The following is a 23,623-nucleotide window of genomic DNA, read 5'->3' as shown; positions in this document are numbered from 1 at the left end:
GACGATGACGCCGAAGTGGCTGCGTATCGGAAAGCTGGCCGTCGCGCTGGCGCTTGCAGTGAACCTCGCGGGTTGCGGGCTCGCGGCCGCACCGTGCCGGGTGGCCTCGGCCGGGCTCAAGATCGTGCCGCTCGTCGGCCATGTCGCGGCCGCACCGACCGACGCGTGTGCCGACGTCATCGATCCCTGATCACGCTACCCGACCCGATCGCCAACAATAATCACGTGCCCTGCGAGGGCGCGTTTCCACCCGTCTCGTGAGAGGACCTGCATGATTCGCCAAACCCTCGCCGCGCTCGCGCTCGCCGGCACGACCGTTTCCGTCGCGCATGCCGCACAGCTGACCGTCGAAGAGATCGACGCCGATTCGCGTCAGTTCACCGTCTACCAGTGCGCGAACCAGAAGCAGCCGGTGCGCGTGTCGTACTGGCTCGCGGGCAACGGCCAGAGCTTCGCGCTCGTGCCGGTCAACGGGAAGCAGATGCTGTTCGTCGACACCGTGTCGGCGTCGGGCGCGCGCTACCAGGCCGGCCGCTATACGTGGTGGACGAAGGGCAAGGAAGCGACGCTGCGCGACGAGATCGCCGACCAGAGCGCGCCGCCGCTGCTGGGCGACTGCGTACAGGTCGAGAAGAAAAAGAAGAAGGGCTGAGCGCCGGGCGGGAACGTGGATCGTGCTGCCGGTGCCGGCCGGCTCCCGGCTCTCGGCTCTCGGTGCCTGACGGCCGGGGGAAGCGGCCTGGCCGCGGGCGATCGGGCTGGCGACTAGGGATCCGACCCCTGAAATCATCCCCTGGCCCATCGGGCTTCCGATCGGGTCATCCGTCTACCGCGCGGGCCACCCCGGGCCCGCCGCGCGAACCGCCGTTGTGGCCGTTCGCCGCGTTGTCACGGACAGATGGCCGCGCAGTGCTACAATACGGCCCTTTCCGTCGGCATTCGCGCCGAACGGAGTTCGCACGGCCTGGCGTCCAGCGTTCACATTGAACCGGTCCCAAGCGCCAGAGCGGCGCCGCGCGGCGCGCCGCGGCTCCGTCTATTTCCGAATTGTGATGAGCGCAGGCCCGGCTGGCCTGACGCACGATGTCCCCGCCGCGCCTTTTGAGCGAAACGCCACCATGTCCGATTCTGTCGCCAAGCCCGTCGACGCAACCTTCGATCAATTCGGCCTTGCCGCCGATATCCTGAAAGCCATTGCGGAGCAGGGCTATACGACGCCGACGCCGATCCAGGCGCAGGCCATTCCGGTCGTGCTCGCCGGCCGCGACGTCATGGGCGCCGCGCAAACGGGCACCGGCAAGACCGCGAGTTTCTCGCTGCCGATCATCCAGCGCCTGCTGCCGCAGGCCAACACGAGCGCGTCTCCGGCGCGCCACCCGGTGCGTGCGCTGATCCTCACGCCGACCCGCGAACTCGCCGACCAGGTCGCCGCGAACGTGCACGCGTATGCGAAGCACACGCCGCTGCGCAGCGCGGTCGTGTTCGGCGGCGTCGACATGAACCCGCAGATGGCCGAGCTGCGCCGCGGCGTCGAGGTCCTGATCGCGACGCCGGGCCGCCTGCTCGACCACGTGCAGCAGAAGACGGCGAATCTCGGCCAGGTGCAGATCCTCGTGCTCGACGAAGCCGACCGGATGCTCGACATGGGCTTCCTGCCCGACCTGCAGCGCATCCTGAACCTGCTGCCGAAGGAACGCCAGACGCTGCTGTTCTCGGCCACCTTCTCGGGCGAAATCAAGAAGCTCGCGTCGACCTACCTGCGCAACCCGCAGACGATCGAGGTCGCGCGCAGCAACTCGACGAACGCGAACGTCACGCAGATCGTCTACGACGTCGCCGAAGGCGACAAGCAGGCGGCCGTCGTGCAGTTGCTGCGCGATCGCGGCCTCAAGCAGGTGATCGTGTTCTGCAACAGCAAGATCGGCGCAAGCCGGCTTGCGCGCAATCTCGAGCGCGACGGCGTGGTCGCGTCGGCGATCCACGGCGACAAGACGCAGATCGAGCGGATGCAGGCGCTCGACGCGTTCAAGCGCGGCGAGATCGAGGCGCTGGTCGCGACCGACGTGGCCGCGCGCGGCCTCGACATCGCCGAACTGCCGGCCGTGATCAACTTCGACCTGCCGTTCAGCGCGGAAGACTACGTGCACCGGATCGGCCGTACCGGCCGTGCGGGTGCGACGGGCGATGCGCTGTCGCTGTGCAGCCCGAACGAGCGCAAGCAGCTCGCCGATATCGAGAAGCTGATCAAGCGTCCGCTCGAAGTGCAGACGCTCGCGCTCGACAAGCCGGCACGCCACCGTCACGACGAGCGCGGCAACGACCGCGGCGGCGATCGCAACAGCGAGCGCGGTGGCGAGCGGGGCGGTGAACGAGGCGGCCGTCGCGATCGCGACGAGCATCGCGGTGCATCGGGGCGCCGGCCGGGCGGTTCCGAGCGCGGTCATCACCGTCGCCACGAAGCGCCGGTCGACGATTTCTTCCTGAAGCCGTACGAGCCGTCGGCGCCGGCGAAGCAGCAGGACGACGCGCAGCCGGCGCAGCAGCCCGAGAAAAAGGGGCCGAAGCGTCAGGTCGCCGCACTGCTCGGCGGGTTCGGGATGCCGCGCAAGCCGTCGGCATAAGCCGGGCGAACGTGACGGCGCGGCGCGCGAGCGCTGCTGGAGAAGCGGGTGCATGCGATGAGCATGTGCCCGTTTTTCATTGGGGCTCCGATTTGACGGGGGAGGCGGGCGTGCGGCGTCGGCGGGGGGATGCAGTCGGCATCCGGCTTGGGCCCGGTCGCCGCGACATCGGCGCGCTGCGTGCGTCAGCCGGCCTGCGGCCCGAAGCGCCTCGCCCATGCTGCCGTGGCGGCGGCGTAGAACGTATCGAGAGTCGCGCCTGCAAGCGTGCCGTCGGGCGCGAGGCCCAGGTGCGCGGCCGCGGCCTGCAGCGCCGGCAGCGGATCGTTGCGTTCGAGCGCGGTCGCGCCCGTCTGCTTGCTGAGCTTCTCGCCGTTCGCATCGACGACGACGGGCACATGCAGGTATTGCGGCGTCGGCACGCCGAGGCAGTGCTGCAGGTGAATCTGGCGTGCGGTCGAGTCGAGCAGGTCGGCGCCGCGCACGACGTGCGTGATGTGCGCGTCGGCATCGTCGACGACGACCGCGAGCTGGTAGGCCCATTGGCCGTCCGCGCGCTTCAGCACGAAATCGCCGACTTCGGTCGCGAGGTTCTGCGATTGCGTGTGCTGCCAGCGATCGTCGAACGTGACGAGTGCGTCGCTGCCGTCCGGCACGCGCAGCCGCCACGCGCGCGCGGGCTTGCCGTGCAGGCCGGTGCGGCAGGTGCCCGGGTACGCGAGCGTCGTATGGCGCTCGTGCGCGGCGCGCAGCGAATCGGCGATTTCCTTGCGCGTGCAGCCGCACGGATAGACGAGCCCGGCCGCGACGAGCCGTTCGAGCGCGGCCGTATAGGCGGCATCGCGCGTGCTTTGCCAGACGGGCGGCTCGTCGGGCGTCATGCCGAAATGCGCGAGCGTCGCGAGGATGTCGTCGGCGGCGCCCGGCACCGTGCGCGGGCCGTCGAGATCCTCGATGCGCACGAGCCATGCACCGCCGTGCGCGCGCGCGTCGAGCCAGCTCGCGAGCGCGCCGACCAGCGAGCCGAAATGCAGCGGGCCGGTGGGCGACGGCGCGAAGCGGCCGCGATAGCCGGTCATCGGAGCGCGGGGCAGTGCGCGCTTACGCGGCGCTGGCCGCCGGTGCGCAAGCCGGGCACGACTTGCCGGGCACGTAGCTCGACGACTGTTGCGCTTCCGGCGTGACGACCGCGCGGCACGCGAAGCACGTGACGTTCTCGGTGGGCTGGAGCTGCGGATTCAGCGCGGTGCGGTAGTCGAACACGAAGCAGTCGCCGTGATAGTGCGCGCCGCCGACTTCCTCGAAGTACTTCAGGATCCCGCCTTCGAGCTGGTACACGTTCTCGATGCCGATTTCCTTCATGTGGATCGCGGCCTTCTCGCAGCGGATGCCGCCCGTGCAGAACGACACGACCGTCTTGCCTTCGAGGTCGGCGCGGTTCGCGTCGATCACTTCGGGGAATTCGCTGAACTTGTCGATCCGGTAGTCGAGCGCGTCGTCGAACGTGCCGACGTCGACTTCGAAGGCGTTACGCGTGTCGAGCATCACGACCGGGCGGCCCGTGTCGTCGTGGCCGCGATCGAGCCACGTCTTCAGCGTGCGCGCATCGACGAACGGCGCGCGGCCGAGTTCCGGCTTGATCGCCGGCTTCTTCATCGTGATGATTTCGCGCTTCAGGCGCACGAGCATGCGGCGGAACGGCTGCGAGTCGGACAGGCTCTCCTTGAACTGCAGCGACGCGAACTTGCCCTCGAACAGCGGATCGTGGCGGATGTAAGCGATGAACGCGTCGGCGGCTTCGCGCGTGCCGGCGATGAACAGGTTGATGCCTTCCGGCGCGAGCAGGATCGTGCCGCGCAGGCCGAGTTCGTTGCAGCGGGCGGTGACGAGCGGGCGCCATTGCTCGTTCGCGTCGAGCGACACGAAGTGGTAGGCGGCGAGGTTGACGATGGTCATGATGGTCCGACGGGAAAACGGCCGCACGGCGGCCCGCAAAAAAGGGTGCGAAGCCGGGGCGTGGATTCGAAAAACCGTATTATCCCGCAAACCGCGCCCGGGCCGGCACCCTGCCGTCTGGCCAGCCGCGCGACGTGCGGTCGCGCGCATCGGCCGAACGGCCAGCGCGGGGATTTTTTGGGCAGCCCGCGCGGCGAGGCGGCTACAATAGCGCCCATGTCAGATCCTCGCTTCGTCCATCTTCGCGTTCACTCCGAATTCTCGATTGCCGACGGCATCGTGCGCATTGACGACATCGTCAAGGCGGCGGCCGCGGACGGTCAGGGCGCGCTCGCGCTCACCGATCTCGGCAACGCATTCGGCCTCGTCCGTTTCTACCAGGAAGCCCGCGGCAAGGGCATCAAGCCGATCGCCGGCTGCGACGTCTGGATCGCCAATCCGGACGACCGCGACAAGCCGTCGCGGTTGCTGCTGCTCGTCAAGGACAAGGTCGGCTACCTGAATCTGTGCGAGCTGCTGTCGAAGGCGTGGCTCACGAACCAGTACCGCGGCCGTGCGGAACTCGACGCGAGCTGGCTCGACGGCGAGCGCTCGCAAGGGCTGCTCGCGCTGTCGGGTGCGCAACAGGGCGATATCGGGCTCGCGCTTGCCGCAGGCAACGAAGAAGCCGCGCGCCGGCACGCCGAGCGCTGGGCGAAAGTGTTCCCGGGCGGCTTCTACGTCGAGCTGCAGCGTTACGGCCAGCCGGGCGCGGAGGCGTACATCCAGCAGGCCGCGACGCTCGCCGCCGCGCTGAAGCTGCCGGTCGTCGCGACGCACCCGACGCAGTTCATGACCGACGACGATTTCACCGCGCACGAGGCGCGCGTGTGTATCTCGGAAGGCGACATCCTCGCGAACCCGCGGCGCCAGAAGCGTTTCACGACCGACCAGTATTTCCGCACGCAGGACGACATGGTCGCGCTGTTCGCCGACCTGCCGTCGGCGATCGCGAACACGGTCGAAATCGCGAAGCGCTGCAACCTGAAGCTCGAGCTCGGCAAGCCGAAACTGCCGCTGTTCCCGACGCCGGACGGCATGTCGCTCGACGACTACCTGGTCCAGCTGTCGAAGGAAGGGCTCGAGACCCGTCTCGCGCAGCTGTATCCGGTCGAGGCCGAGCGCGACGCGCAGCGCGACACGTATTACAAGCGCCTCGAATTCGAGTGCGGGACCATCACGAAGATGGGCTTCCCGGGCTACTTCCTGATCGTCGCGGACTTCATCAACTGGGCGAAGAACAACGGCGTGCCGGTCGGCCCGGGCCGCGGCTCGGGCGCCGGTTCGCTGGTCGCGTACGCGCTCGGCATTACCGACCTCGACCCGCTGCGCTACAACCTGCTGTTCGAGCGCTTCCTGAACCCGGAACGCGTGTCGATGCCCGACTTCGACATCGACTTCTGCCAGCACGGCCGCGACCGCGTGATCCAGTACGTGAAGGAGAAGTACGGCGCGGACGCCGTGTCGCAGATCGCCACGTTCGGCACGATGGCCGCGAAGGCGGCCGTGCGCGACATCGGCCGCGTGCTCGACCTCGGCTACATGTTCACCGACGGCATCGCGAAGCTGATCCCGTTCAAGCCGGGCAAGCACGTGACGATCGCCGACGCGATGAAGGAAGAGCCGCAACTGCAGGAGCGCTACGACCACGAGGACGAAGTGCACCAGCTGCTCGATCTCGCGCAGCGCGTCGAGGGCCTCACGCGTAACGTCGGGATGCACGCGGGCGGCGTGCTGATCGCGCCCGGCAAGCTGACCGATTTCTGCCCGCTGTACACGCAGGGCGACGACGGCGGCGTGGTCAGCCAGTACGACAAGGACGACGTCGAAGCCGTCGGCCTCGTGAAGTTCGACTTTCTGGGCCTCACGACGCTGACGATCCTCGACTGGGCCGAACGCTACATCCGCCGCCTCGATCCGTCGAAGGCCGACTGGTCGCTCGCGCAGGTGCCGCTCGACGATCCCGCGTCGTTCCAGATCCTCAAGAAGGCCAACACGGTCGCGGTGTTCCAGCTGGAAAGCCGCGGGATGCAGGGCATGCTGAAGGATGCGCAGCCCGACCGCTTCGAGGACATCATCGCGCTCGTGTCGTTGTACCGTCCGGGCCCGATGGACCTGATCCCGAGCTTCTGCGCACGGAAGCACGGCCGCGAGAAGGTCGAGTATCCGGATCCACGCGTCGAGCCCGTCCTGAAAGAGACCTACGGCATCATGGTCTATCAGGAGCAGGTGATGCAGATGGCGCAGATCATCGGCGGCTACTCGCTCGGCGGCGCGGACTTGCTGCGTCGCGCGATGGGCAAGAAGAAGCCCGAGGAGATGGCCAAGCACCGCGAGATCTTCGCCGAGGGCGCGGCGAAGAACGGCCTCACGCGCGAGAAGTCCGACGAGATCTTCGACTTGATGGAGAAGTTCGCGGGCTACGGCTTCAACAAGTCGCACGCGGCCGCCTATGCGCTGCTCGCGTACTACACCGCGTGGCTGAAGGCGCACCATCCGGCCGAATTCATGGCGGCCAACATGACGCTCGCGATGGACGACACCGACAAGGTGAAGATCCTGTTCGACGACTGCGTCGTGAACAACCTCGTCGTGCTGCCGCCGGACATCAACCAGTCGCATTACCGCTTCGAGCCGGTCGCCGAAGCCGACGGCAAGCGCTCGCGCACGATCCGCTACGGGCTCGGCGCGGTGAAGGGCAGCGGCCAGAATGCGATCGAGGAAATCCTGCGCGCCCGCGAGGAAAAGGCGTTCACCGACCTGTTCGACTTCTGCGAGCGGATCGACCGGCGTGTCGTCAACCGCCGCACGGTCGAGGCGCTGATCCGTGCCGGCGCGTTCGATTCGCTGAACACGAACCGTGCGCAGCTGATCGCGTCGGTGCCGCTGGCGATGGAAGCGGCCGACCAGGCCGAGGCGAACGCGATGCAGGCCGGCCTGTTCGACATGGGCGCCGAGTCGCCGCACGCGCATGCGCTCGTCGACGAGCCCGCGTGGGACGACAAGCGCCGCCTGCAGGAGGAAAAGGGCGCGCTCGGCTTCTACCTGTCCGGCCACCTGTTCGACGCGTATCGCGACGAGGTGCGCCGCTTCGTGCGGCAGAAGGTCGGCGACCTGAAGGAAGGGCGCGACAAGCTCGTGGCCGGCATCATCGCGTCGCTGCGCACGCAGATGACCCAGCGCGGCAAGATGCTGATCGCGCTGCTCGACGATGGCTCGGGCCAGTGCGAGATCACGATCTTCAACGAGCAGTTCGAGGCGAACAAGGCGCTGTTCAAGGAAGACGAGCTGCTGATCGTGCAGGGGCAGGCGCGCAACGATGCGTTCACGGGCGGCATCCGCTTCACGGCCGATACCGTGATGGATCTCGAGCGCGCGCGCAGCCGCTATGCGCAGGCCGTCCGGCTGACGATGAACGGCAACGCCGACGCGGCCGCATTGCGCCGCGTGCTCGAGCCGCACGTGTCGAAGGACGATCCGGCGGCGAACGTGGTCGAAGCACCGGCGCCGCGCGGCGGCGGGCGCGATGGCGGTCGTCGCCCGCAGGCGCCGCTGCCGAACGGGCTCGCGGTCCAGGTCCACTACAGCAACGCACGGGCACAGGGTGAAATGCGCCTCGGCGACGCATGGCGCGTCAAGCCGAGCGACGTGCTGCTCGCGGAGCTGCGAGCGACGTTCGACGGCAGCGTCGTCGAAATCACGTACTGATCTCGCCTTTGCCGAACGGCTGTCGCGCCATGCGGCCCGCCGCATCGCCATCGTGCGGTGCGGCGGGCCGTTTTTGCAGGTTCACGCAAGCGGGTCTTGGGCTGGCCATCCGGACGCTATACAATCCGGCGCTAGCCGCACGAACGCGGCGCTGACCGCCGCTTGTCCGGCGGATCGCGCCGATATCGCGCACATAAGCGGGGGCGGATCCATGCGGCGAGCCGCGATAGGCGAGCAGGCCGTCCCGGAACCGGATGCCGTGAAACGGCTCGTCGCGACGACAAAAACTGACAGTCCCCACATGACCATGGCCAATGTGAACCCGACGCAGCGGATCCTCGTGATCCGGATCGATTTTCTGGGCGACATGCTGTGCACGACGGCGTTTCTCCGCGCGCTGAAGGAGCGCTGGCCCGGCGCGGAACTCCATGTGGTCGCGAACCGCTACAACGCGGCTGCGCTGGCCGGAAACCCGGACGTCGACGCGATCCACACCTACGTCTATAGCCGTCAATGCGAGCGCAACGACCGTCCCGGGCGGATGCGCGCGTTCTTCGACCGGCTGCGGCTGGTGCGTCGCCTGCGTCGCTTGCGGTTCGACCTCGTGGTCGTGCCGAACGGCGGCATGCATCGCAGCAGCATGCAGTTCGCGCGCCAGATCGGCGCAAAGGATTGCCGCTGGCACGATGCCGAGACGGAATTCGACGATCGCAAGCCCGAGCATGTCGCCGAGCGGCCGATGTGCCACGAGGCGTTGTCGGGTTTCCGGCTCGTACCCGAACTCGGCCGCGCCGACGTCGACCGCCTCGCGTTGTCGGTTCATCCCGACCGCGCGCTGCAGGACGCGTGGTACCGGCTGCTCGGCGCACGCACGAAGCCGCGCGTCGGGTTGTTCGTCACGAACAAGGCGGTCGAGCGCCGCTGGCCGGCCGATCGTTGGCGCGACCTCGCCGAGCGTCTCGCGCCGCATGCCGACGTGATCGTGTTCCGCGACCCGGCCGTCGGCCATGCTCCCGAGGACGACTCGTGGCGCGACGTGTGCGCGCGCCATGTTGCGCCGTCGTCGGTCGCCGACCTGGTGGCCGCGGCGAGCCTGCTCGATGCGATCGTCTCCGCCGACAGCGCCCCCGTGCACCTCGCGTCGGCGCTCGGCGTGCCCGTCGCCGCGCTGTTCGAGGATCGTCCCGAGAAATACCTGCGCTGGCATCCGCTCGGTGTGCCGCACGTGATCGTGCGCGCCGGCGCGACCGTCGACGCGATCGGCGTCGACGCGGTCGAGCGTGCGGTGAATCACCTGCTGCCGCAGGCCACCCAACGTGACGAACGGTTGATCGACGCAGCAGACACGCAGCCGGCGGCTGCCGCTGCGACGCCGGTGATCATGACCATCGCTTCGTAGCGCTACGGGTATCGCAGGCACCGCGTACGCCAGCGGCGCGCGGTGCGCCTGCCGCGCAGCACCTCGTGAACGGGGCCGCATCATGCTGACCGGACGGCCGATTCGCCCTGTCGCGCCGGCTGCTGCAAAATCCTGTACATTGCCAGCCTTGTTCAGCCAGCCAGACACACCCGCCGTGGCCCTGTTTTCTTCCGCCCGCCCGCCCAGAACCATCCTCGTGGCCGCGCCGCGCCGTATCGGCGATGTGCTGCTGACGACGCCGCTCGTCCGTTCGCTGAAGGCCCGCTGGCCTGAAGCACAGATCGACATGCTGGTGTTTCGCGGCACCGAAGGCGTGCTCGAGCACAATCCGGACGTGCGGCGCGTGATCGTCGTCGCGCAACGCGCGGGCTTCCGCGAGCGGCTGCGCGACGCGCTGTCGATGTGGCGCCGCTACGATCTCGCGTGCGCGGCGCTGAGCTCCGACCGGCCGCGCTTCTACAGCTGGTTCGCGGGCCGCAAGCGGGTGGGCCTCGTCGATCCGAACCGCGTGACGTGGCTCACGCGGATGATGCTGAACGGGATCGCGATCAATCACCACGAATCCGCGCATACGGTCGTCAGCACGCTGGCGCTCGCCCCCGTGATCGGCATCGAGCCGGTGTCCGAGGTCGTCGCGCCCGGCATCGGCGACGATCCGGCGCGGCGCGCGCGCTTCGACGCGTGGCTGGCCGAATCGCCGGCGATCCGCGCCGGCAAGCCGCTGGTCGTGCTGCATCCGTATCCGATGTTCCGTTACAAGCAATGGCGGCTCGACGGCTGGGTCGAGATGATCGGCTGGCTGCGCGAGCAAGGCTTCGCGGTTGCGCTGTCGGGCGGTCCGGCCGACAGCGAGCGCGAGTATGCGGAGCAGGTCGCGGCCGATGCGGGCGGCGACGTGCTGAACCTGGTCGGCCGCCTGACGTTCGGCGAAAGCGCCGAACTCGTGCGGCGCGCACGGCTTTTCATCGGGCCCGACACCGGCGCGACGCACGTCGCGGCCGCGACCGGCACCGACACGATCGCGCTGTTCGGCCCGTCCGACCCCGTGCGCTGGGGGCCGTGGCCGCAGCACTGGCCGGCGACCGAGAATCCGTGGCCGCTGCGCGGCTCGGGGCGGCACGGGAACGTGTGGCTGTTGCAGGGGGAGGGCGATTGCGTGCCGTGCCGGCACGAAGGCTGCGAGCGCAAGGTCGACAGCCGCAGCGACTGCCTCGTCAATCTCGGTGCGCAGCGCGTGAAAGCCGCGGCGGCCGAGATGCTCGGACTGAATCCGCCGGGCCCGCCCGAAACGGTCGTCGATACGTCGCGGCTGCACCGCACCGGATCCGACTGACGCGCGGGCGACGCGCGTTTCCTGGCAGTTGCCGGCGGCTTGTGTGCCGACGCGCCAGCCGCCCGGCCCGTTTCCGTCGGAGATCGATCGTGAAGAACGCCGCGTTGGCCGAAGCCTGCCGCCGGCGCAGCGCAGGCCGCTGCGCGTTACGCGCTGCGCCGGATCGCCGACGTTTCGCGCGGCAGCGCCTCGGCGCGCTCGCCGCAGCCGAGCAGGATGCCGGCCAGCAGCACGATCAGGTGCCCTTCGGCGAAATCGAGCAGCAGCGAATTCGCGAGACTGCCGATCGCGAAGATCGCGAGCCAGCCGAGCAGCAGGTGCCGCGAGCGCGGATCGAGCGTGCGGCTGCCGCGCGCGATCTGCACGATCAGGTTGACGAACAGCACCAGGCCGAGCGTGCCGAGCTGCACGGCCATCAGCAGGTATTCGTTGTGCGGATTCGACGTGAGCTGGCCTTCGGCCGCCGTCTTGCCGGCCGTGAGCCGCTCGAATTCGGATTCGAGGCCGCCCGCGCCATAGCCGATCACCGGGCGCTGGCGATACAGTTCGAGCCCCTTCTTGTACCACTCGAGGCGCAGCCCGGTCGACGTGGCCGCATCGCTCTGCCGGTATTGCTGCACTTCCGTCACGACCTTCGTCAGCCGGCCGTTGTGAACCGTGCACGCGGCGATCACGAGCGCGATGCCGGCCAGCACGAACACGCCGGCGGCGAGCCCCGCGCGCAGCGCCGATTGCCGGCGCAGCAACAGCACGAAACGCACGGCGACGACGAGGATCAGCAGCAGCGCGATGACCTGCCCGGTGCGACCCTGCAGCATCACGAACACGTTGACGAGCGACCACGCGGCAACGCCCGCATACGCGGCGCGCGACAGCGCCGTGCGGGCCGCCAGCGCGAGATCGGCCGCCTGGTAGAACAGCAGCGCGCCGAACATGCCGGCGGCGATGTGGTTCTTGAACACCCAGGCGCGTGACAGCGGCAGTTCGGTCGCGTGCGCGGGCCCGATCGCGGTCAGGCCGAGATAGTTGGTGGTCGACAGCAGCAGGATCACGCATAGCGTGCCGAACCAGCAACGCCGCACGATCGGCGCCCAGTTCGAATGGCGAAAGGCGAGCACGGCGAACGGCAGCAGCAGCAGCTTGTCGTACTTGGCGACCCAGTTCCACGCCTTGTTGTGCGGCGCGACCGTATAGGTGACGCTGGCGGCCAGCGCGGCCAGGATCAGCAGCGCCGCGAGCGAGGCCGGGTCGGTCACGAACGAGCGCAGGTCACGCCAGAATTCGGGGGAAATCACGAGCGCGGCGGCGAACAGCCCGCAGAACACGTTGGTCAGCGCGGTCGAGACGGGCACCATGCAGAGCGCGGCGACGGCGAATGCGCGGGCGGCGGTCAGGCGCCGCGAGGCGGGAGCGGAAAACGAAAGCATCGGAACCTGTCGAATGGACGAATGCGGCTTGCGTACGTCGTGCTGCGCGCCGCGCGCCCCGGTGGGAGATCCGGGACGAACGGCGCAGAGTATACGCGAAGCAGCGCGCGTTTCCGTGTCGTTTTCGGGGCGCGATCAGCTGAACGCGCGCTTGATCCGCGAGCGCAGCAGTGCGCGCTTCAGGCGGCCTTCCACGGCCGGCGTATCGAGCGCGACGCGCGTGCCGGCCGGCTCGCCGCGGTGCAGGTAGTGGCGATCGAACGTCGCCTGGGTCATGCCCCATTTGTTCAGAAACTGGCGCCGACCATCGTTCTTGGCGATCTTGCCCGTGCTCTTTTGCTGGAAGTGGTAGACGAGGCTGTCGCCGACCCCGATGAAGATCCGGCAGCCGGCATCCCAGAATTTCATCGAGAAGTCGTTGTCGCTGCTCATGCCGGGCGACAGCTCGCTGCTGTAGCCGCCGATGCGGTTCCACCAGTCGCGGTGCACGAGCGTCGGCGGCCAGGTCGAGCCCAGCCAGTCGGCGCGCACGAGCTTCGGCGCCGCCGCGACGAGGCCCGCCGCGTCGAAATGTTCGGCATCGCGGCCGAAATTGCTGACCACGACGCACGGGTTGCGCGTGTCGACCGGCTCGACCATCGTGCCCGACAGCATGAAGAGGTCGGTCGGCATCTGTTCGATGCGGCGCACGAGCGCCGTGTCCCAGCCGGGGCAGCAGAACATGTCGTCGTTCATGTAGACGACGTAGTCGCGCGTGGCGCGCGCGGCGGCCCAGTTCACCGCGTGGCAGATGCCGATGTTGGTCGGCGACGCGGTGTGCTCGATCCCTTCGCCGCGCACCCAGTCGAGCGTGCCGTCCGAGCCGTCGTTGACGTGCACGATGATCTGGTGGTCGTACGCCGAGTGGCGGCGCAGGCTGTCGACGACGAGCTTGAGGTACGGCAGGTTGTTCCAGGTCGGAATGATGATGGAGAACATGGCGGTCGGATTCGGTAGTCGTCGTGGCGGGCGGCGCGTGGCGCCGCCGGTCGGGCGGGCACGCGCGGCGCGGGCGGCCCGGCATTGTAACGCCGGGCCGGCTCCCTGCCGGGCGGGCGCTCAGCTGGCCCGTTCGTGGCCGAGTTTCAGGAAGCGGTAGTACACGGTTTCCGCGTTGAACACGGCGATCATGAAGCCGGCGCGGCCATCGAGGAAGCCGCGGCGCAGCACGTAGGTGCGCACGAACGCCCACGCGCCGCGCGCGAGCGCCTTGCCGAAGCCGCCGCGCTGGCCGGCCGCGCGGCGCTGGCGCGCGCCGGCCGTCGAATAGGCGTCGAGCTTGCGCACGACGGCTTCGAAATCCTCGTACGAGTAGTGCATCAGCTTGCCGGACAACCGCTGCGCGGCGCCGTCGAACACGAGGCGCTCGTGCACGAGGTCGTCCGAGAAGCGCGCGGCGCCGCGCCGGAACAGGCGCGGGATCCAGTCCGGATACCAGCCGCTGTGATGGATCCACTGGCCGCAGAAGCTCGACAGGCGGTCGACCGCATAGACCTGCGCGGCCGGCGCGCGGAGCGTGTCGCGGATCGACTGCGCGAGTTCCGGGGTGACGACTTCGTCGGTATCGAGGGACAGGATCCAGTCGGTGTCGAGCGCGTCGAGCGCGCGGTTCTTCTGCGGGCCGAAGCCGGGCCAGTCGCGCTCGACGATCACGCGCGCACCGTGCGCCTGCGCGATCGCGACGGTATCGTCGGTGCTGCCGCCGTCGATGACGACGACGTCGTCGGCGAACGACAGCGCGGCCAGGCACTGGGCAAGCCGCGCGGACGCGTTGAGGGCGATGAGGGCGACGCCGAGGGAGGGTTCAGCCATGAAATCGTCGGAAAAGGCGGAGAAAACGGTGAGCGGCAGTATACCCGCGGCCCGGCCGCCGCCCGCATCGGCCAGGACCGTGCCGGCCGGGGCGGTGCGGCTATAATGTTGAGCCCTTTTCGGCACCCGCCCGACAGGGCGACACCCCGGGCGGCCACGTCCGGGCGCCGCTTCGCGGCTCAAGAAGGATTGCCTTGGAAACCCAGAACACTCTTCGCAAACCGATGGACGGCACGGGCACCTCGCCCGTGACGGTCCTCAAGCGCCTGTGGCCGTACATCCGGCCGCTGATCGGCATCGTGGTGCTCGCCGTGATGACGATGGGCGTCGTCGCGGCCACCGAGGCCGGGATCCCGGCGCTGCTCAAGCCGCTGCTCGACCACGGCTTCGGCTCGCACGGCAGCGACCGCGCGAAATGGTACGTGCCGATGGCCGTGATCGGGCTCGCGCTCGTGCGCGGCGTGTCGCAGTACGCGTCGAATTACCTGCTCAACTACGTGTCGAACCGCATCCTGCTGCAACTGCGGCTCGAGATGTTCCAGCGGATGCTGCACACGGGCGCGTCGTTCTTCCAGCGCGAGACGGCGAGCACGGTGATCAACGCGATCGTGTTCGAGGTCAACCAGATCCTGTCGGTGCTGACCGGCGTGATGGTCACGCTCGTGCGCGATTCGCTGACGGTGATCTTCCTGCTCGGCTACCTGTTCTACCTGAACTGGCGGCTCACGCTGATCGTCGCGGTGATCCTGCCGGGCATCGGCTGGCTCGTCAGCAAGATCAACCGCCGCCTGCGCCGCCTGAACCGCGAGCACCAGACGCTGACCAACGAGCTGTCGTACATCGTCGAGGAGACGGTCGGCGGCTACAAGGTCGTCAAGGTGCACAACGGCGAAGCGTACGAGATGGACCGCTTCACGCAGATGAGCAAGCGCCTGCGCGGCTATGCGATGCGCATGACGATCTCCGGCGGCCTCGCGCAGCCGCTCACGCAGTTCCTCGCGTCGATCGCGCTCGCGGTCGTGATCACGATCGCGGTCGTGCAGTCGTCGAACGACCAGACGACGGTCGGCGGTTTCGTCGCGTTCGTCACGTCGATGCTGCTGGTGATCTCGCCGCTCAAGCACCTGATCGACGTCAACCAGCCGCTGCAGCGCGGGATGACGGCTGCCGAACTGATCTTCGGGCTGATCGACGAACCGGCCGAGCCGCAGGGCGGCGGCCGGCCGCTCGCCCAGGCGCGTGGCGACATCGAGTTCCGCAACGTGACGTTCGACTACGGCGCGGCCGAGCGGCCGACGCTCGACCGCATCTCGTTCAAGGTCGCGCCCGGTGAAATGATCGCGCTCGCGGGCCCGTCGGGCAGCGGCAAGACGACGCTCGTGAACCTGCTGCCGCGCTTCTTCGACCCGACCGACGGGGCGATCCTGGTCGACGGCGTGCCGGTGGCCGACTACGACCTCCACGCGTTGCGCGGCCAGATGGCGATGGTCAGCCAGGACGTCGTGCTGTTCAACGACACGATCGCCGCGAACGTCGCGTACGGGCAGACGCCCGACCGCGCGCGCGTGCAGGCCGCGCTCGAGGCCGCGAACCTCGCCGATGCGGTCGCCGCGATGCCCGACGGGCTCGACACGCTCGTCGGCGGCAACGGGATGCGGTTGTCCGGCGGCCAGCGCCAGCGGCTCGCGATCGCGCGCGCGATCTACAAGGACGCGCCGATCCTGATCCTCGACGAAGCGACGTCGGCGCTCGACTCGGAATCGGAGCGCCACGTGCAGGCCGCGCTCGAACGGCTGATGGAAGGCCGCACGACGCTCGTGATCGCGCACCGGCTGTCGACGATCGAGCGCGCGGACCGCATCCTCGTGCTCGAGGCAGGCAAGATCGTGGAGGAGGGCAGCCATGAGGAATTGCTGCGCCACGGCGGCCTCTACGCGCACCTGCACCGGATCCAGTACCAGCAGCAGGCTGCGTAACGCGCGGTCATATGCGCGGTCATGTGGCCCCGCGATACCGTGTGCTAGTCTTCATCGGGCAGTCCGAGTGGTTTCGTTCGACGTGACAACACGGAGGGAAGGCACGATGAAGAAGATGCACGGGATGATGCTGGCCGCGCTGATCGCGGCGGGTTTCGCCGCGCCGGCCGCGATGGCGCAGGACCACGACCACCACGACGACCAGGGCGGCCATGGCATGCAGCGCGGCCACGGCCCGAAACACATGCCGCCCGGCCAGATGCGCCATGAGGACGACGTGCCGCCGCGCTGGGCCGACCAGCCGCGCCGCGAATGGCACAAGGGCGACCGGCTTCCGCCCGAGTTCCGCGATCGCCAGTACGTGATCGACGACTGGCGCGGCTATCGCCTGAGCCCGCCGCCGCGCGGCTATCAATGGGTCGGCGTCGGCGGGGATCACCTGCTGGTGCAGATCGGTTCCGGCATCGTGCTGCGGATCGGCGACTGACCTGGCCGATCGCCCGGCACGGATCGCGATGCCGCGATACGCGCCGGGCAGCCGGATCAACCCGTCACTTCGCCGCCGCGTGGCGGAACCAGCGGCGCTCGATTTTCGACATCACCCAGCACACGCCCAGCGCACATACGGTACCGAGCGTCACCTCGCCGAGCCGCATCAGCGGAATGTCCCACAGCGGGCCGTTGCCCGGAAACAGCAGCACGATCGTCGCGGTCACGCCGCCGAGCCGTGCGGCGCTGCCGACGTTCAGGCACCAGCAGCAGACGATCACGACCGCGACGGTCATCGCATACGCGACGAGGCGGTCGCCGCCGAGCGCCGCGCCGGCGAAGCCGAGCACGCCGCCGACCATCGCGCCGACGAACTGGTCGCGCGACAGCGACATCGTGTCCGAGTAGTTGTGCTGCGTCACGGCGATCGCGGTGATCGCCGCCCACACGGCCTGCTCGGTGTGCAGCGCGCGGCCGATCACGTACGCGAGGCAGGCGCCGCACACGGCCTGCAGCGCCATCAGCCCGCCCTGGGCGAGCCGCTCGCTGAATGACAGCCCCTTGAACAGGTCGAAGATCGACTGCTGGATCTGCTGGCGGGCTTCGTTGAGTGTCCTGATCGTATCCATCATGCGTTGGCCAAGAAGCGGGTAACGGCGGCGCGCCGGTGTCAGCGCGCCTGTTCCGGCGAGGCGGCGGCCGGTTCGTCGGCGGCCGCATCACCGTTCGCGACGCGCGTTTCGGGCATCACGAGCCAGACCAGCAGCACCGCGAGCGCACCGGCGCCCGCGAGCCCGAAGAAGCTCACGGCGTTGCCGAAGTGATCGGCGACGTAGCCGGCCGCGGCCGTGCTGAGCGTCGCGCCGATCCCGGCCGCGAGCCCGAAGAGCCCGATGCACAGGTTGTAGCGGCCCTTGCCGCCCGCGACGTCGGCCGCGATCAGCGGCAGCATCACGCCGAACACGGCCGCGCTGATGCCGTCGAGCATCTGCACCGGCACCAGCAGGTACGGGCTGCTCACGCCGGCGAACAGCAGCGCGCGCACCGGCAGCGCCGAGAAGCCGAGCAGCAGGATCGGCCGGCGCCCCCAGCGTTGCGCGGAGCGGCCGACCCACGGCGACAGCATCGCGACGATGGCCTGCGGCACGATGATGCACGCGGCGATCACGAGCTGCACGTTCTCGCCCATCCCGGCCGTGACTTCGCCGGCCGCGAGGTTCAGCATCGCCGCGTTCGACAGGTGGAACAGCACGACGCACGCCGCGAAGATCAGCATCCGGCGGTCGCGCAGCAGTTCGAGCAGCGTTTCGCGTTCGCCGGCTTCGTCGCGATCGTCGGGCTTCGACGATTGCGGGATCACCTCGTGGGTCGGCTGGATCATCGCGAGCGCGAACAGCGCGGGCAGCGCGAGCACGGCGGTCAGCCAGAACACCGCGCGGGCGGAGAAATATTCGCCGGTGAGCCCCATCAGGCCCGCCGCGACCGCGCTGCCGATCGACGCCCAGCGCGCGTTGCGGCCGAGCCGGTCGCCGAGGTCGGCGCGGCCGACAAGCGAGAACGAGATCGCGGCCATGGCCGGCACGAGCATGCAGCTCGCGAAGCCGTGGAACACCTCGGCGGCGATCACCGGCACGATCGTCGGGCTCGACGCGAGCAGCACCGCGGACAGGATGATGGCCGCGATCGCCCACGCGGCCGCGCCTTTCTTGTTCTTCAGCGCATCGACGGCCGCGCCGCCCGGCACCTGGCTGACCATCGCGCTGATCGTGCCGATCGACAGCACCATGCCGATCTCGCCCTGCGTCCACTTGTGCGACGCGAGGTAGGACGCGATGAACGGACCGAACCCTGTTTGAACGTTTGCAACGAAGAAGTTGAGCCAGTCGAGGGACCGGAGACTGCGTGCGCTGACGGAATGCTTGATCGTCATCGGGTCGCGCTCGCAGACGAAGCCGGTGCCGGGGCAACGGGCGGGAAAACCGCGACGATCGGCTTGTCGGCCGCGTAGGGCGGCGACGCCTTGATCTGTGCGTCGTTCAGGTCGAGCTGCGGATGGAGCGCCTTGTCGCGCGTGACGAAGCGCAGCGCGCCCCAGCTCGCGGCGATCGAACGGCGGTCGGTATTGACGAGGCCGCCGAGGTCGAGCACGACCGCCTGCGGCTGCGATGCGCGGTCGATCAGTACGTCGACGATCCGGCCGATCTTCGTGCCGTTCGGACGCTCGACGTCGCTGTCGAGCATCGGCAGCCGCGTCGCGGGCGAGGCGGCTGCCGAACCGGACAGCGGCACGGCCTTGGGCCGGGCGGCCGGCGGCAGGTCGCCCGACGGCACGTCGAGCACGATCGGCTCCTGTTTGCCGCCCGGCGTGAAGCGGAACACGTTCCACGGGAAGATGACCTTGCGGTCGCCCACGCCCATGAAGCCCTGCAGGTTCACGATCATCTCGCGCGGCTTGCCGCTCGCGTCGGTCACCATGTCGACCGCGCGGCCGATCACCTTGCCGTTGCGGCGCGCGACTTCGCTGTCGAGCAGCGCATGGATCTGGGTGCGGTCGAGCGGGCGCGTCGCGACGATCGGCGGCGGCGGTGTCGGCGCCGGTGTCGGCGATTCGGGGCGCTGCACGGGCTTCGGCCGCGCGACTTCGCGGTGCGGCTTCTTCGGCGCTTCCGGTTCCTCCGGGTGCGTCGGCGCTGGCACGGGCGGCATCGTCAGCGGTTCGCCGGCGGTTTCCTCGACGGGCTCGACGAGCGCCTCGCTGATCGGCGCGGGCGGATTCTGCACCGGCAGCAGCCCGCAGCCGGACAGCAGCGTGGCGGCGGCGAGGATCAGGAAAACCGTCGAGGACGGCAACGACTTGCTGCGGGATGCGGGAAACGGAAGTCCGCCGCTCATTGACACTCACTCCATGGGTCGGGGGCGGCCCGAGGGCACGCGGCTGGCGATGGATGGCGGGTGCGGGCGGCGCACCACGCGAGGTGAGATTTTAACGTGTCTTGCTTTCAGGTCCGATGTCGATGGCTGGCTGGAGGCGGACTGTCGGGAAAAGGAAGGGATCGCGGGGTGGGGAAGGGGGTTGAATGCCGGCCAAGGCTAAGGCTAAGGCTAAGGCTAAGGCGCCCGATCGTCTGCGACGATGCGGGCGCCGTGCCGGCCTGCCGCTTACTTGACCAGCGCGCCGAGCGTCGTCGTCACGGGGGCGAGCACGCCGCCGCCCGTTTTCGAGAGCGCACCGGTGCCGCTGCCGCCCGTCAGCCCCGCGACGGGCGAGCCGCCGGCTGCGCCCGACACCGCTCCCGTCACGGTGCCGACCGCCGACGTGAGCGCACCTGCCGGGTTGCTGCCACCCGTCGCGCCGCCGAGTGCGCCCGTCGACAAGAGCCCCGTGACCGGCGCGAGCGGGCTCGTCGCGGCGCCGCCACCGCCCAGCAGTGCCGTGCCGGCGGTGGCCACCGTGTTGCCGGTCGCGGTGACGACGTTGCCGACGCCGGTCGTTACCGGATTCCCGCCGGTTTTCGCGATCGTCGTGCCGGCGTTCGCGACGCCGTTGCCGACCGTCGTCACGAGGTTCGTGAGCGGTGCGCCGAGCGGCGTGCTCGACGCGACCGTCTGCGTGACCGACCCGACCTGCGTCGTGATCGGCGTGATCGCCGAGCTGGCGGCGCCCGTGACCTGCGCGACGGGGCCGGTCGACAACTGCGTGCCGAGCGTCGCGCCGCCGCCGGCGATCGTATTGCCGAGCATCGTGACCGCGCTGCCGACCGGCGACGTGACGGGCGCGAGCGGTGCCAGCGCCGAACCGCTGGCGCCGAGGCTCGACACGACGCCGCCGGTCGCGGCGACCGCGTCGCCGAGGTTCGTGACCACGCCGCCGGTGCTCGCGACCGTCGTGCCGACCGGGTTCGACGATGCGCCGAGCTGGCCGAGCCCCGAGCCGAGGCCGGTGCCGAGCGTCGTGACGGCCGCGCCGGCATCCTGCACGACCGTGCCTAGCCCCTGCGTGGTCGCTGCATTCGTGCCGGGCACCGATTGGCTGGCGATCGTCGCGCCGACACCGGACACGGTGCCGCCCGCGGCCGTCACGATGTTGCTCGACGAGTCGATCGTCTGGCCGAGCGCATTGGCGGATGCGCCGCTGCCCGCCGAGCCGGTGCCCGAGCCGCTGCCGCTGCCCGTGCTGCCGACGGTCGAGCCGCTGCCGGAACCGTTGCCCGAGCCGTTGCTCGTGCCGCCGGTCGTGGCCGTCGTGTCGCCCGAACCCGATCCTGCGCCGCCGGTGCCCTGGCTCAGCGAGCCGGAGCCGCCGCACGCGGACAGCGACACCAGCGCTGCGACGCCAGCCGCGATCATGATCATTCGGAATCCTGCCTGATGGGTGGTCGGCGTATCCATGTCGTCCTCGTATTCGTTGGAGAGTGGGGTCAGGCGGCCTTCGCGTGCGTCAATGTGTCGCTGCGATGGGGAAGCGGCTGGCGCATCGTTGGTTGTCTCCCTGATTGACCTGTCGCCGTGTCGCGCTTTCGCCCGTACCGGAATCCGGAACATCGGTCGGGCGAGCGGTTTGCATTCTTTCGTCTTGCTTGCCGATCGCACCGGAAAACATCGGATTCCTGGCGATCAGAGTAGGTCTGCCGGCGCGAGACGTCTTTTAAGCAACGTTAAATTGAAGTAAGCGTCCGATTCACTGCCGAAATCGGGGTAATCACCGTCGACGCGGCGGAAATCGTGTGAGTCGGTGCCGGTGGCACGGATGTCGCGCGATGGCGGGAGAGGGTGGGGAGGCGAGGCGGAGGGAACGGGGCGGCGCCGCCCTCACCCGCCGTGGCGGCGGGCAGGCGCGGGCGCTGCGTGACGGGCGTGGAGCCGGAAACTCAGGCTTCCGGGTACCACGCGTCGGTGAATTCGCTGACCTTGACGTCGGTCAGTTCCGGCCGTGCGGCCAGCCAGCCGCGCACGAGCTCGCGGTCGGCGTCGGTCGTCGTGCCGCGCGGCGCGCCGGAAATCACGTAAGCGCCGATGCCTTCGTCCGCCGACGCGACGGTCAGCAGCCCGTTCGCTTCGACGAAGTCGATGAACGCATCGATCAGTTCGCCGCGCTCGAGGTCGGTCATTTCGTTGCGGTAATGCGCGGTGGCGTTGAACGCGAGTTCCTGGAATTCGCCGATGTGGAGTTTCTTGCGCTGGCGGCGGTTGTGGCCTTGGCTCATGGTGTGTGGTGAATGCGAAAAGGGTAGGGTGAAAGGGCGGCGGCGGGTGCCGGCGCGACATGCGCGGGCGGCCCGGGCGCCGCATCGAAGCGCCGCGCGGCGATGCCGGCGGCGGATGGACGGAACGTTACATCAGCACGATATCGTACTGCTCCTGGCTCAGGTTCGATTCGACCTGCAGCGACACCGGCTTGCCGATGAAGTCGATCAGCATCGCGAGATGCTGCGACTCCTCGTCGAGGAACAGGTCGATCACCTGCTGCGCGGCGATCACGCGGAATTCGCGCGGGTTGAACTGCCGCGACTCGCGCAGGATCTCGCGCAGGATGTCGTAGCACACGGTGCGCGACGTCTTCACCTGGCCCTTGCCCTGGCAGGTCGGGCACGGTTCGCACAGCACGTGCGCGAGCGATTCGCGCGTGCGCTTGCGCGTCATCTCGACGAGCCCGAGCTGCGAGAACCCGTTGACGGTCACGCGCGTGCGGTCGCGCGACAGCGCTTTCTTCAACTCGGACAGCACCGCGTCGCGATGCTCGGCGTTCTCCATGTCGATGAAGTCGATGATGATGATCCCGCCGAGGTTGCGCAGCCGCAGCTGCCGCGCGATCGTATGCGCGGCCTCGAGGTTGGTCTTGAAGATCGTGTCGTCGAAGTTGCGCGCGCCGACGTAGCCGCCCGTGTTCACGTCGATCGTCGTCATCGCCTCGGTCTGGTCGATCATCAGGTAACCGCCCGACTTCAGGTCGACACGGCGCGACAGCGCGCGCTGGATCTCCGTCTCGATGTTGTACAGGTCGAACAGCGGACGCTCGCCCGTGTAGTGGTGCAGCTTCGGGCTCACGGCCGGCGTGAATTCGCCCGCGAATTCCGACAGGCGCTGGTACGTCTCGCGCGAATCGACCTGGATGCGCGTCGTGTCGTCGTTCGCGAAATCGCGCAGCACGCGCTGCGCGAGATCGAGATCCTGGTACAGCAGGCTCGTCGCCGGCAGCCGCTGTGCCTGGGCGACGATCGTCGCCCACGTCTTGCGCAGGTACGTGACGTCGCCGGCGAGCTCGTCGGAGGTGGCATCCTCGGCGATCGTGCGCACGATGTAGCCGCCCTTCTCGTCCGGCGGGATCACGGCCGTCAGGCGCGCGCGCACGGCCTCGCGTTCGGCCTCGCTCTCGATCTTCTGCGAGATGCCGATATGCGGTTCCTGAGGCAGGTAGACGAGCGTGCGGCCCGCGATGCTGACCTGCGTCGACAGCCGCGCGCCCTTCGTGCCGATCGGGTCCTTGATCACCTGGACCATCAGCGTCTGGCCTTCGAACACGATCTTCTCGATCGGCTGGTGCGGCGTGCCCGACTGCGGCTCGCCCGCGAGGCGCGGATGCCAGATGTCGGCGACATGCAGGAACGCCGCGCGTTCGAGGCCGATGTCGATGAACGCCGACTGCATGCCGGGCAGCACGCGCACGACCTTGCCGAGATAGATGTTGCCGACCCGCCCGCGCGACAGCGTGCGCTCGACGTGAAGCTCCTGCACCGCGCCTTGCTGGACGAGTGCGACCCGCGTTTCCTGCGGCGTGAGGTTGATCAGGATTTCTTCGTTCATGG

General features: G+C 68.9%; 19 protein-coding genes. 8 read left to right on the top strand and 11 right to left on the bottom strand.

The window, feature by feature from the left end:
- Positions 1 to 4 precede the first annotated feature (4 nt).
- From LGM56_RS25525 to LGM56_RS25515, 3 genes are all read left to right on the top strand, one after another.
- Positions 5 to 190: a DUF6726 family protein gene (locus tag LGM56_RS25525; protein WP_089426022.1), complete on the top strand. Its 186-nt coding sequence runs from the start codon at positions 5 to 7 to the stop codon at positions 188 to 190.
- 81 nt (positions 191 to 271) lie between these two features.
- Positions 272 to 652, top strand: coding sequence for an MliC family protein (locus LGM56_RS25520; RefSeq protein WP_226207085.1), 381 nt, complete (start codon positions 272 to 274; stop codon positions 650 to 652).
- A gap of 400 nt (positions 653 to 1,052) precedes the next feature.
- Positions 1,053 to 2,621: a DEAD/DEAH box helicase gene (locus LGM56_RS25515; protein WP_089495369.1), complete on the top strand. Its 1,569-nt coding sequence runs from the start codon at positions 1,053 to 1,055 to the stop codon at positions 2,619 to 2,621.
- Between the two features lie 185 nt (positions 2,622 to 2,806).
- On the opposite strand, the gene gluQRS is transcribed toward LGM56_RS25515, so the two are convergent.
- Together gluQRS and LGM56_RS25505 are read right to left on the bottom strand one after the other, a co-directional pair.
- Positions 2,807 to 3,700, bottom strand: coding sequence for a tRNA glutamyl-Q(34) synthetase GluQRS (gene gluQRS, locus LGM56_RS25510; RefSeq protein ID WP_226207084.1), 894 nt, complete (start codon positions 3,698 to 3,700; stop codon positions 2,807 to 2,809).
- A 22-nt stretch (positions 3,701 to 3,722) separates the two neighbouring features.
- Complete coding sequence (locus LGM56_RS25505; RefSeq protein WP_089495367.1) at positions 3,723 to 4,577, bottom strand: sulfurtransferase; 855 nt, start codon at positions 4,575 to 4,577, stop codon at positions 3,723 to 3,725.
- Between the two features lie 216 nt (positions 4,578 to 4,793).
- Here LGM56_RS25505 and dnaE point away from each other — a divergent pair, with 216 nt between their 5' ends.
- The 3 genes from dnaE (at position 4,794) to LGM56_RS25490 (ending at position 11,077) form a co-directional block, all read left to right on the top strand.
- Entirely contained in the window at positions 4,794 to 8,324 is a 3,531-nt protein-coding gene (gene dnaE, locus LGM56_RS25500; protein ID WP_226207083.1) for a DNA polymerase III subunit alpha, read from the top strand.
- 307 nt (positions 8,325 to 8,631) lie between these two features.
- On the top strand, positions 8,632 to 9,723 hold the full coding sequence (locus tag LGM56_RS25495; protein ID WP_226207187.1) for a glycosyltransferase family 9 protein: 1,092 nt from the start codon (positions 8,632 to 8,634) through the stop codon (positions 9,721 to 9,723).
- Positions 9,724 to 9,898: 175 nt separating this feature from the next.
- Positions 9,899 to 11,077 carry a glycosyltransferase family 9 protein gene (locus LGM56_RS25490; protein WP_226207082.1) on the top strand — a complete coding sequence of 393 codons (1,179 nt, stop codon included), beginning with the start codon at positions 9,899 to 9,901 and terminating at the stop codon, positions 11,075 to 11,077.
- A gap of 146 nt (positions 11,078 to 11,223) precedes the next feature.
- Here the strand turns inward: LGM56_RS25490 and LGM56_RS25485 are convergent, their stop codons facing one another.
- The 3 genes from LGM56_RS25485 to LGM56_RS25475 form a co-directional block, all read right to left on the bottom strand.
- Complete coding sequence (locus tag LGM56_RS25485) at positions 11,224 to 12,504, bottom strand: O-antigen ligase family protein (protein ID WP_089495363.1); 1,281 nt, start codon at positions 12,502 to 12,504, stop codon at positions 11,224 to 11,226.
- Positions 12,505 to 12,639: 135 nt separating this feature from the next.
- The gene (locus LGM56_RS25480; RefSeq protein ID WP_226207081.1) at positions 12,640 to 13,482 is read right to left on the bottom strand and encodes a glycosyltransferase family 2 protein; all 843 of its coding nucleotides are present in this window, start codon (positions 13,480 to 13,482) and stop codon (positions 12,640 to 12,642) included.
- A 120-nt stretch (positions 13,483 to 13,602) separates the two neighbouring features.
- Complete coding sequence (locus tag LGM56_RS25475) at positions 13,603 to 14,355, bottom strand: glycosyltransferase family 2 protein (protein WP_226207080.1); 753 nt, start codon at positions 14,353 to 14,355, stop codon at positions 13,603 to 13,605.
- Positions 14,356 to 14,579: 224 nt separating this feature from the next.
- Between LGM56_RS25475 and msbA the strand changes: the two genes are divergently transcribed.
- Together msbA and LGM56_RS25465 are read left to right on the top strand one after the other, a co-directional pair.
- Positions 14,580 to 16,331, top strand: a complete 1,752-nt coding sequence (gene msbA / locus LGM56_RS25470; RefSeq protein WP_226207186.1) for a lipid A export permease/ATP-binding protein MsbA — start codon at positions 14,580 to 14,582, stop codon at positions 16,329 to 16,331.
- Between the two features lie 106 nt (positions 16,332 to 16,437).
- Positions 16,438 to 16,818, top strand: a complete 381-nt coding sequence (locus LGM56_RS25465; RefSeq protein ID WP_071334782.1) for an RcnB family protein — start codon at positions 16,438 to 16,440, stop codon at positions 16,816 to 16,818.
- Positions 16,819 to 16,882: 64 nt separating this feature from the next.
- On the opposite strand, the gene LGM56_RS25460 is transcribed toward LGM56_RS25465, so the two are convergent.
- The 6 genes from LGM56_RS25460 to rng form a co-directional block, all read right to left on the bottom strand.
- Entirely contained in the window at positions 16,883 to 17,449 is a 567-nt protein-coding gene (locus tag LGM56_RS25460) for an FUSC family protein (protein WP_089426010.1), read from the bottom strand.
- 41 nt (positions 17,450 to 17,490) lie between these two features.
- Positions 17,491 to 18,750 carry an MFS transporter gene (locus LGM56_RS25455; protein ID WP_039370460.1) on the bottom strand — a complete coding sequence of 420 codons (1,260 nt, stop codon included), beginning with the start codon at positions 18,748 to 18,750 and terminating at the stop codon, positions 17,491 to 17,493.
- A complete protein-coding gene (locus LGM56_RS25450; RefSeq protein ID WP_226207079.1) occupies positions 18,747 to 19,712 on the bottom strand; it encodes a PRC-barrel domain-containing protein in 966 nt (321 codons plus the stop codon). Before LGM56_RS25450 ends, LGM56_RS25455 begins: the two co-directional genes overlap by 4 nt.
- A 267-nt stretch (positions 19,713 to 19,979) precedes the next feature.
- The gene (locus LGM56_RS25445) at positions 19,980 to 21,209 is read right to left on the bottom strand and encodes a collagen-like triple helix repeat-containing protein (protein ID WP_226207078.1); all 1,230 of its coding nucleotides are present in this window, start codon (positions 21,207 to 21,209) and stop codon (positions 19,980 to 19,982) included.
- 479 nt (positions 21,210 to 21,688) lie between these two features.
- Positions 21,689 to 22,024 (bottom strand): YggL family protein, encoded by a 336-nt coding sequence (locus LGM56_RS25440; RefSeq protein WP_041492911.1) that lies wholly within the window; start codon positions 22,022 to 22,024, stop codon positions 21,689 to 21,691.
- A 127-nt stretch (positions 22,025 to 22,151) separates the two neighbouring features.
- A complete protein-coding gene (gene rng, locus LGM56_RS25435) occupies positions 22,152 to 23,621 on the bottom strand; it encodes a ribonuclease G (RefSeq protein WP_069248507.1) in 1,470 nt (489 codons plus the stop codon).
- Positions 23,622 to 23,623 lie beyond the last annotated feature (2 nt).

This window comes from Burkholderia sp. AU38729 (genome assembly GCF_020419725.1).
In the GTDB taxonomy this organism is placed as follows: Bacteria; Pseudomonadota; Gammaproteobacteria; order Burkholderiales; family Burkholderiaceae; genus Burkholderia.
Note: the sequence above shows the minus strand (reverse complement) of the source record. Positions and strands in the feature narration are given on the sequence as shown.

What these genes read in the sequence shown, in the direction of transcription:
- LGM56_RS25525 (WP_089426022.1), top strand. Translation starts at nt 5, where the DNA reads ATGACGCCGAAGTGGCTGCGTATCGGAAAGCTGGCCGTCGCGCTGGCG.
- rng (WP_069248507.1), bottom strand. Translation starts at nt 23,621, where the DNA reads ATGAACGAAGAAATCCTGATCAACCTCACGCCGCAGGAAACGCGGGTC.
- gluQRS (WP_226207084.1), bottom strand. Translation starts at nt 3,700, where the DNA reads ATGACCGGCTATCGCGGCCGCTTCGCGCCGTCGCCCACCGGCCCGCTG.
- LGM56_RS25485 (WP_089495363.1), bottom strand. Translation starts at nt 12,504, where the DNA reads ATGCTTTCGTTTTCCGCTCCCGCCTCGCGGCGCCTGACCGCCGCCCGC.
- LGM56_RS25440 (WP_041492911.1), bottom strand. Translation starts at nt 22,024, where the DNA reads ATGAGCCAAGGCCACAACCGCCGCCAGCGCAAGAAACTCCACATCGGC.
- LGM56_RS25465 (WP_071334782.1), top strand. Translation starts at nt 16,438, where the DNA reads ATGAAGAAGATGCACGGGATGATGCTGGCCGCGCTGATCGCGGCGGGT.
- LGM56_RS25520 (WP_226207085.1), top strand. Translation starts at nt 272, where the DNA reads ATGATTCGCCAAACCCTCGCCGCGCTCGCGCTCGCCGGCACGACCGTT.
- LGM56_RS25445 (WP_226207078.1), bottom strand. Translation starts at nt 21,209, where the DNA reads ATGGATACGCCGACCACCCATCAGGCAGGATTCCGAATGATCATGATC.
- LGM56_RS25515 (WP_089495369.1), top strand. Translation starts at nt 1,053, where the DNA reads ATGAGCGCAGGCCCGGCTGGCCTGACGCACGATGTCCCCGCCGCGCCT.
- LGM56_RS25505 (WP_089495367.1), bottom strand. Translation starts at nt 4,577, where the DNA reads ATGACCATCGTCAACCTCGCCGCCTACCACTTCGTGTCGCTCGACGCG.
- dnaE (WP_226207083.1), top strand. Translation starts at nt 4,794, where the DNA reads ATGTCAGATCCTCGCTTCGTCCATCTTCGCGTTCACTCCGAATTCTCG.
- msbA (WP_226207186.1), top strand. Translation starts at nt 14,580, where the DNA reads ATGGACGGCACGGGCACCTCGCCCGTGACGGTCCTCAAGCGCCTGTGG.
- LGM56_RS25450 (WP_226207079.1), bottom strand. Translation starts at nt 19,712, where the DNA reads ATGAGCGGCGGACTTCCGTTTCCCGCATCCCGCAGCAAGTCGTTGCCG.
- LGM56_RS25475 (WP_226207080.1), bottom strand. Translation starts at nt 14,355, where the DNA reads ATGGCTGAACCCTCCCTCGGCGTCGCCCTCATCGCCCTCAACGCGTCC.
- LGM56_RS25495 (WP_226207187.1), top strand. Translation starts at nt 8,632, where the DNA reads ATGGCCAATGTGAACCCGACGCAGCGGATCCTCGTGATCCGGATCGAT.
- LGM56_RS25455 (WP_039370460.1), bottom strand. Translation starts at nt 18,750, where the DNA reads ATGACGATCAAGCATTCCGTCAGCGCACGCAGTCTCCGGTCCCTCGAC.
- LGM56_RS25480 (WP_226207081.1), bottom strand. Translation starts at nt 13,482, where the DNA reads ATGTTCTCCATCATCATTCCGACCTGGAACAACCTGCCGTACCTCAAG.
- LGM56_RS25460 (WP_089426010.1), bottom strand. Translation starts at nt 17,449, where the DNA reads ATGGATACGATCAGGACACTCAACGAAGCCCGCCAGCAGATCCAGCAG.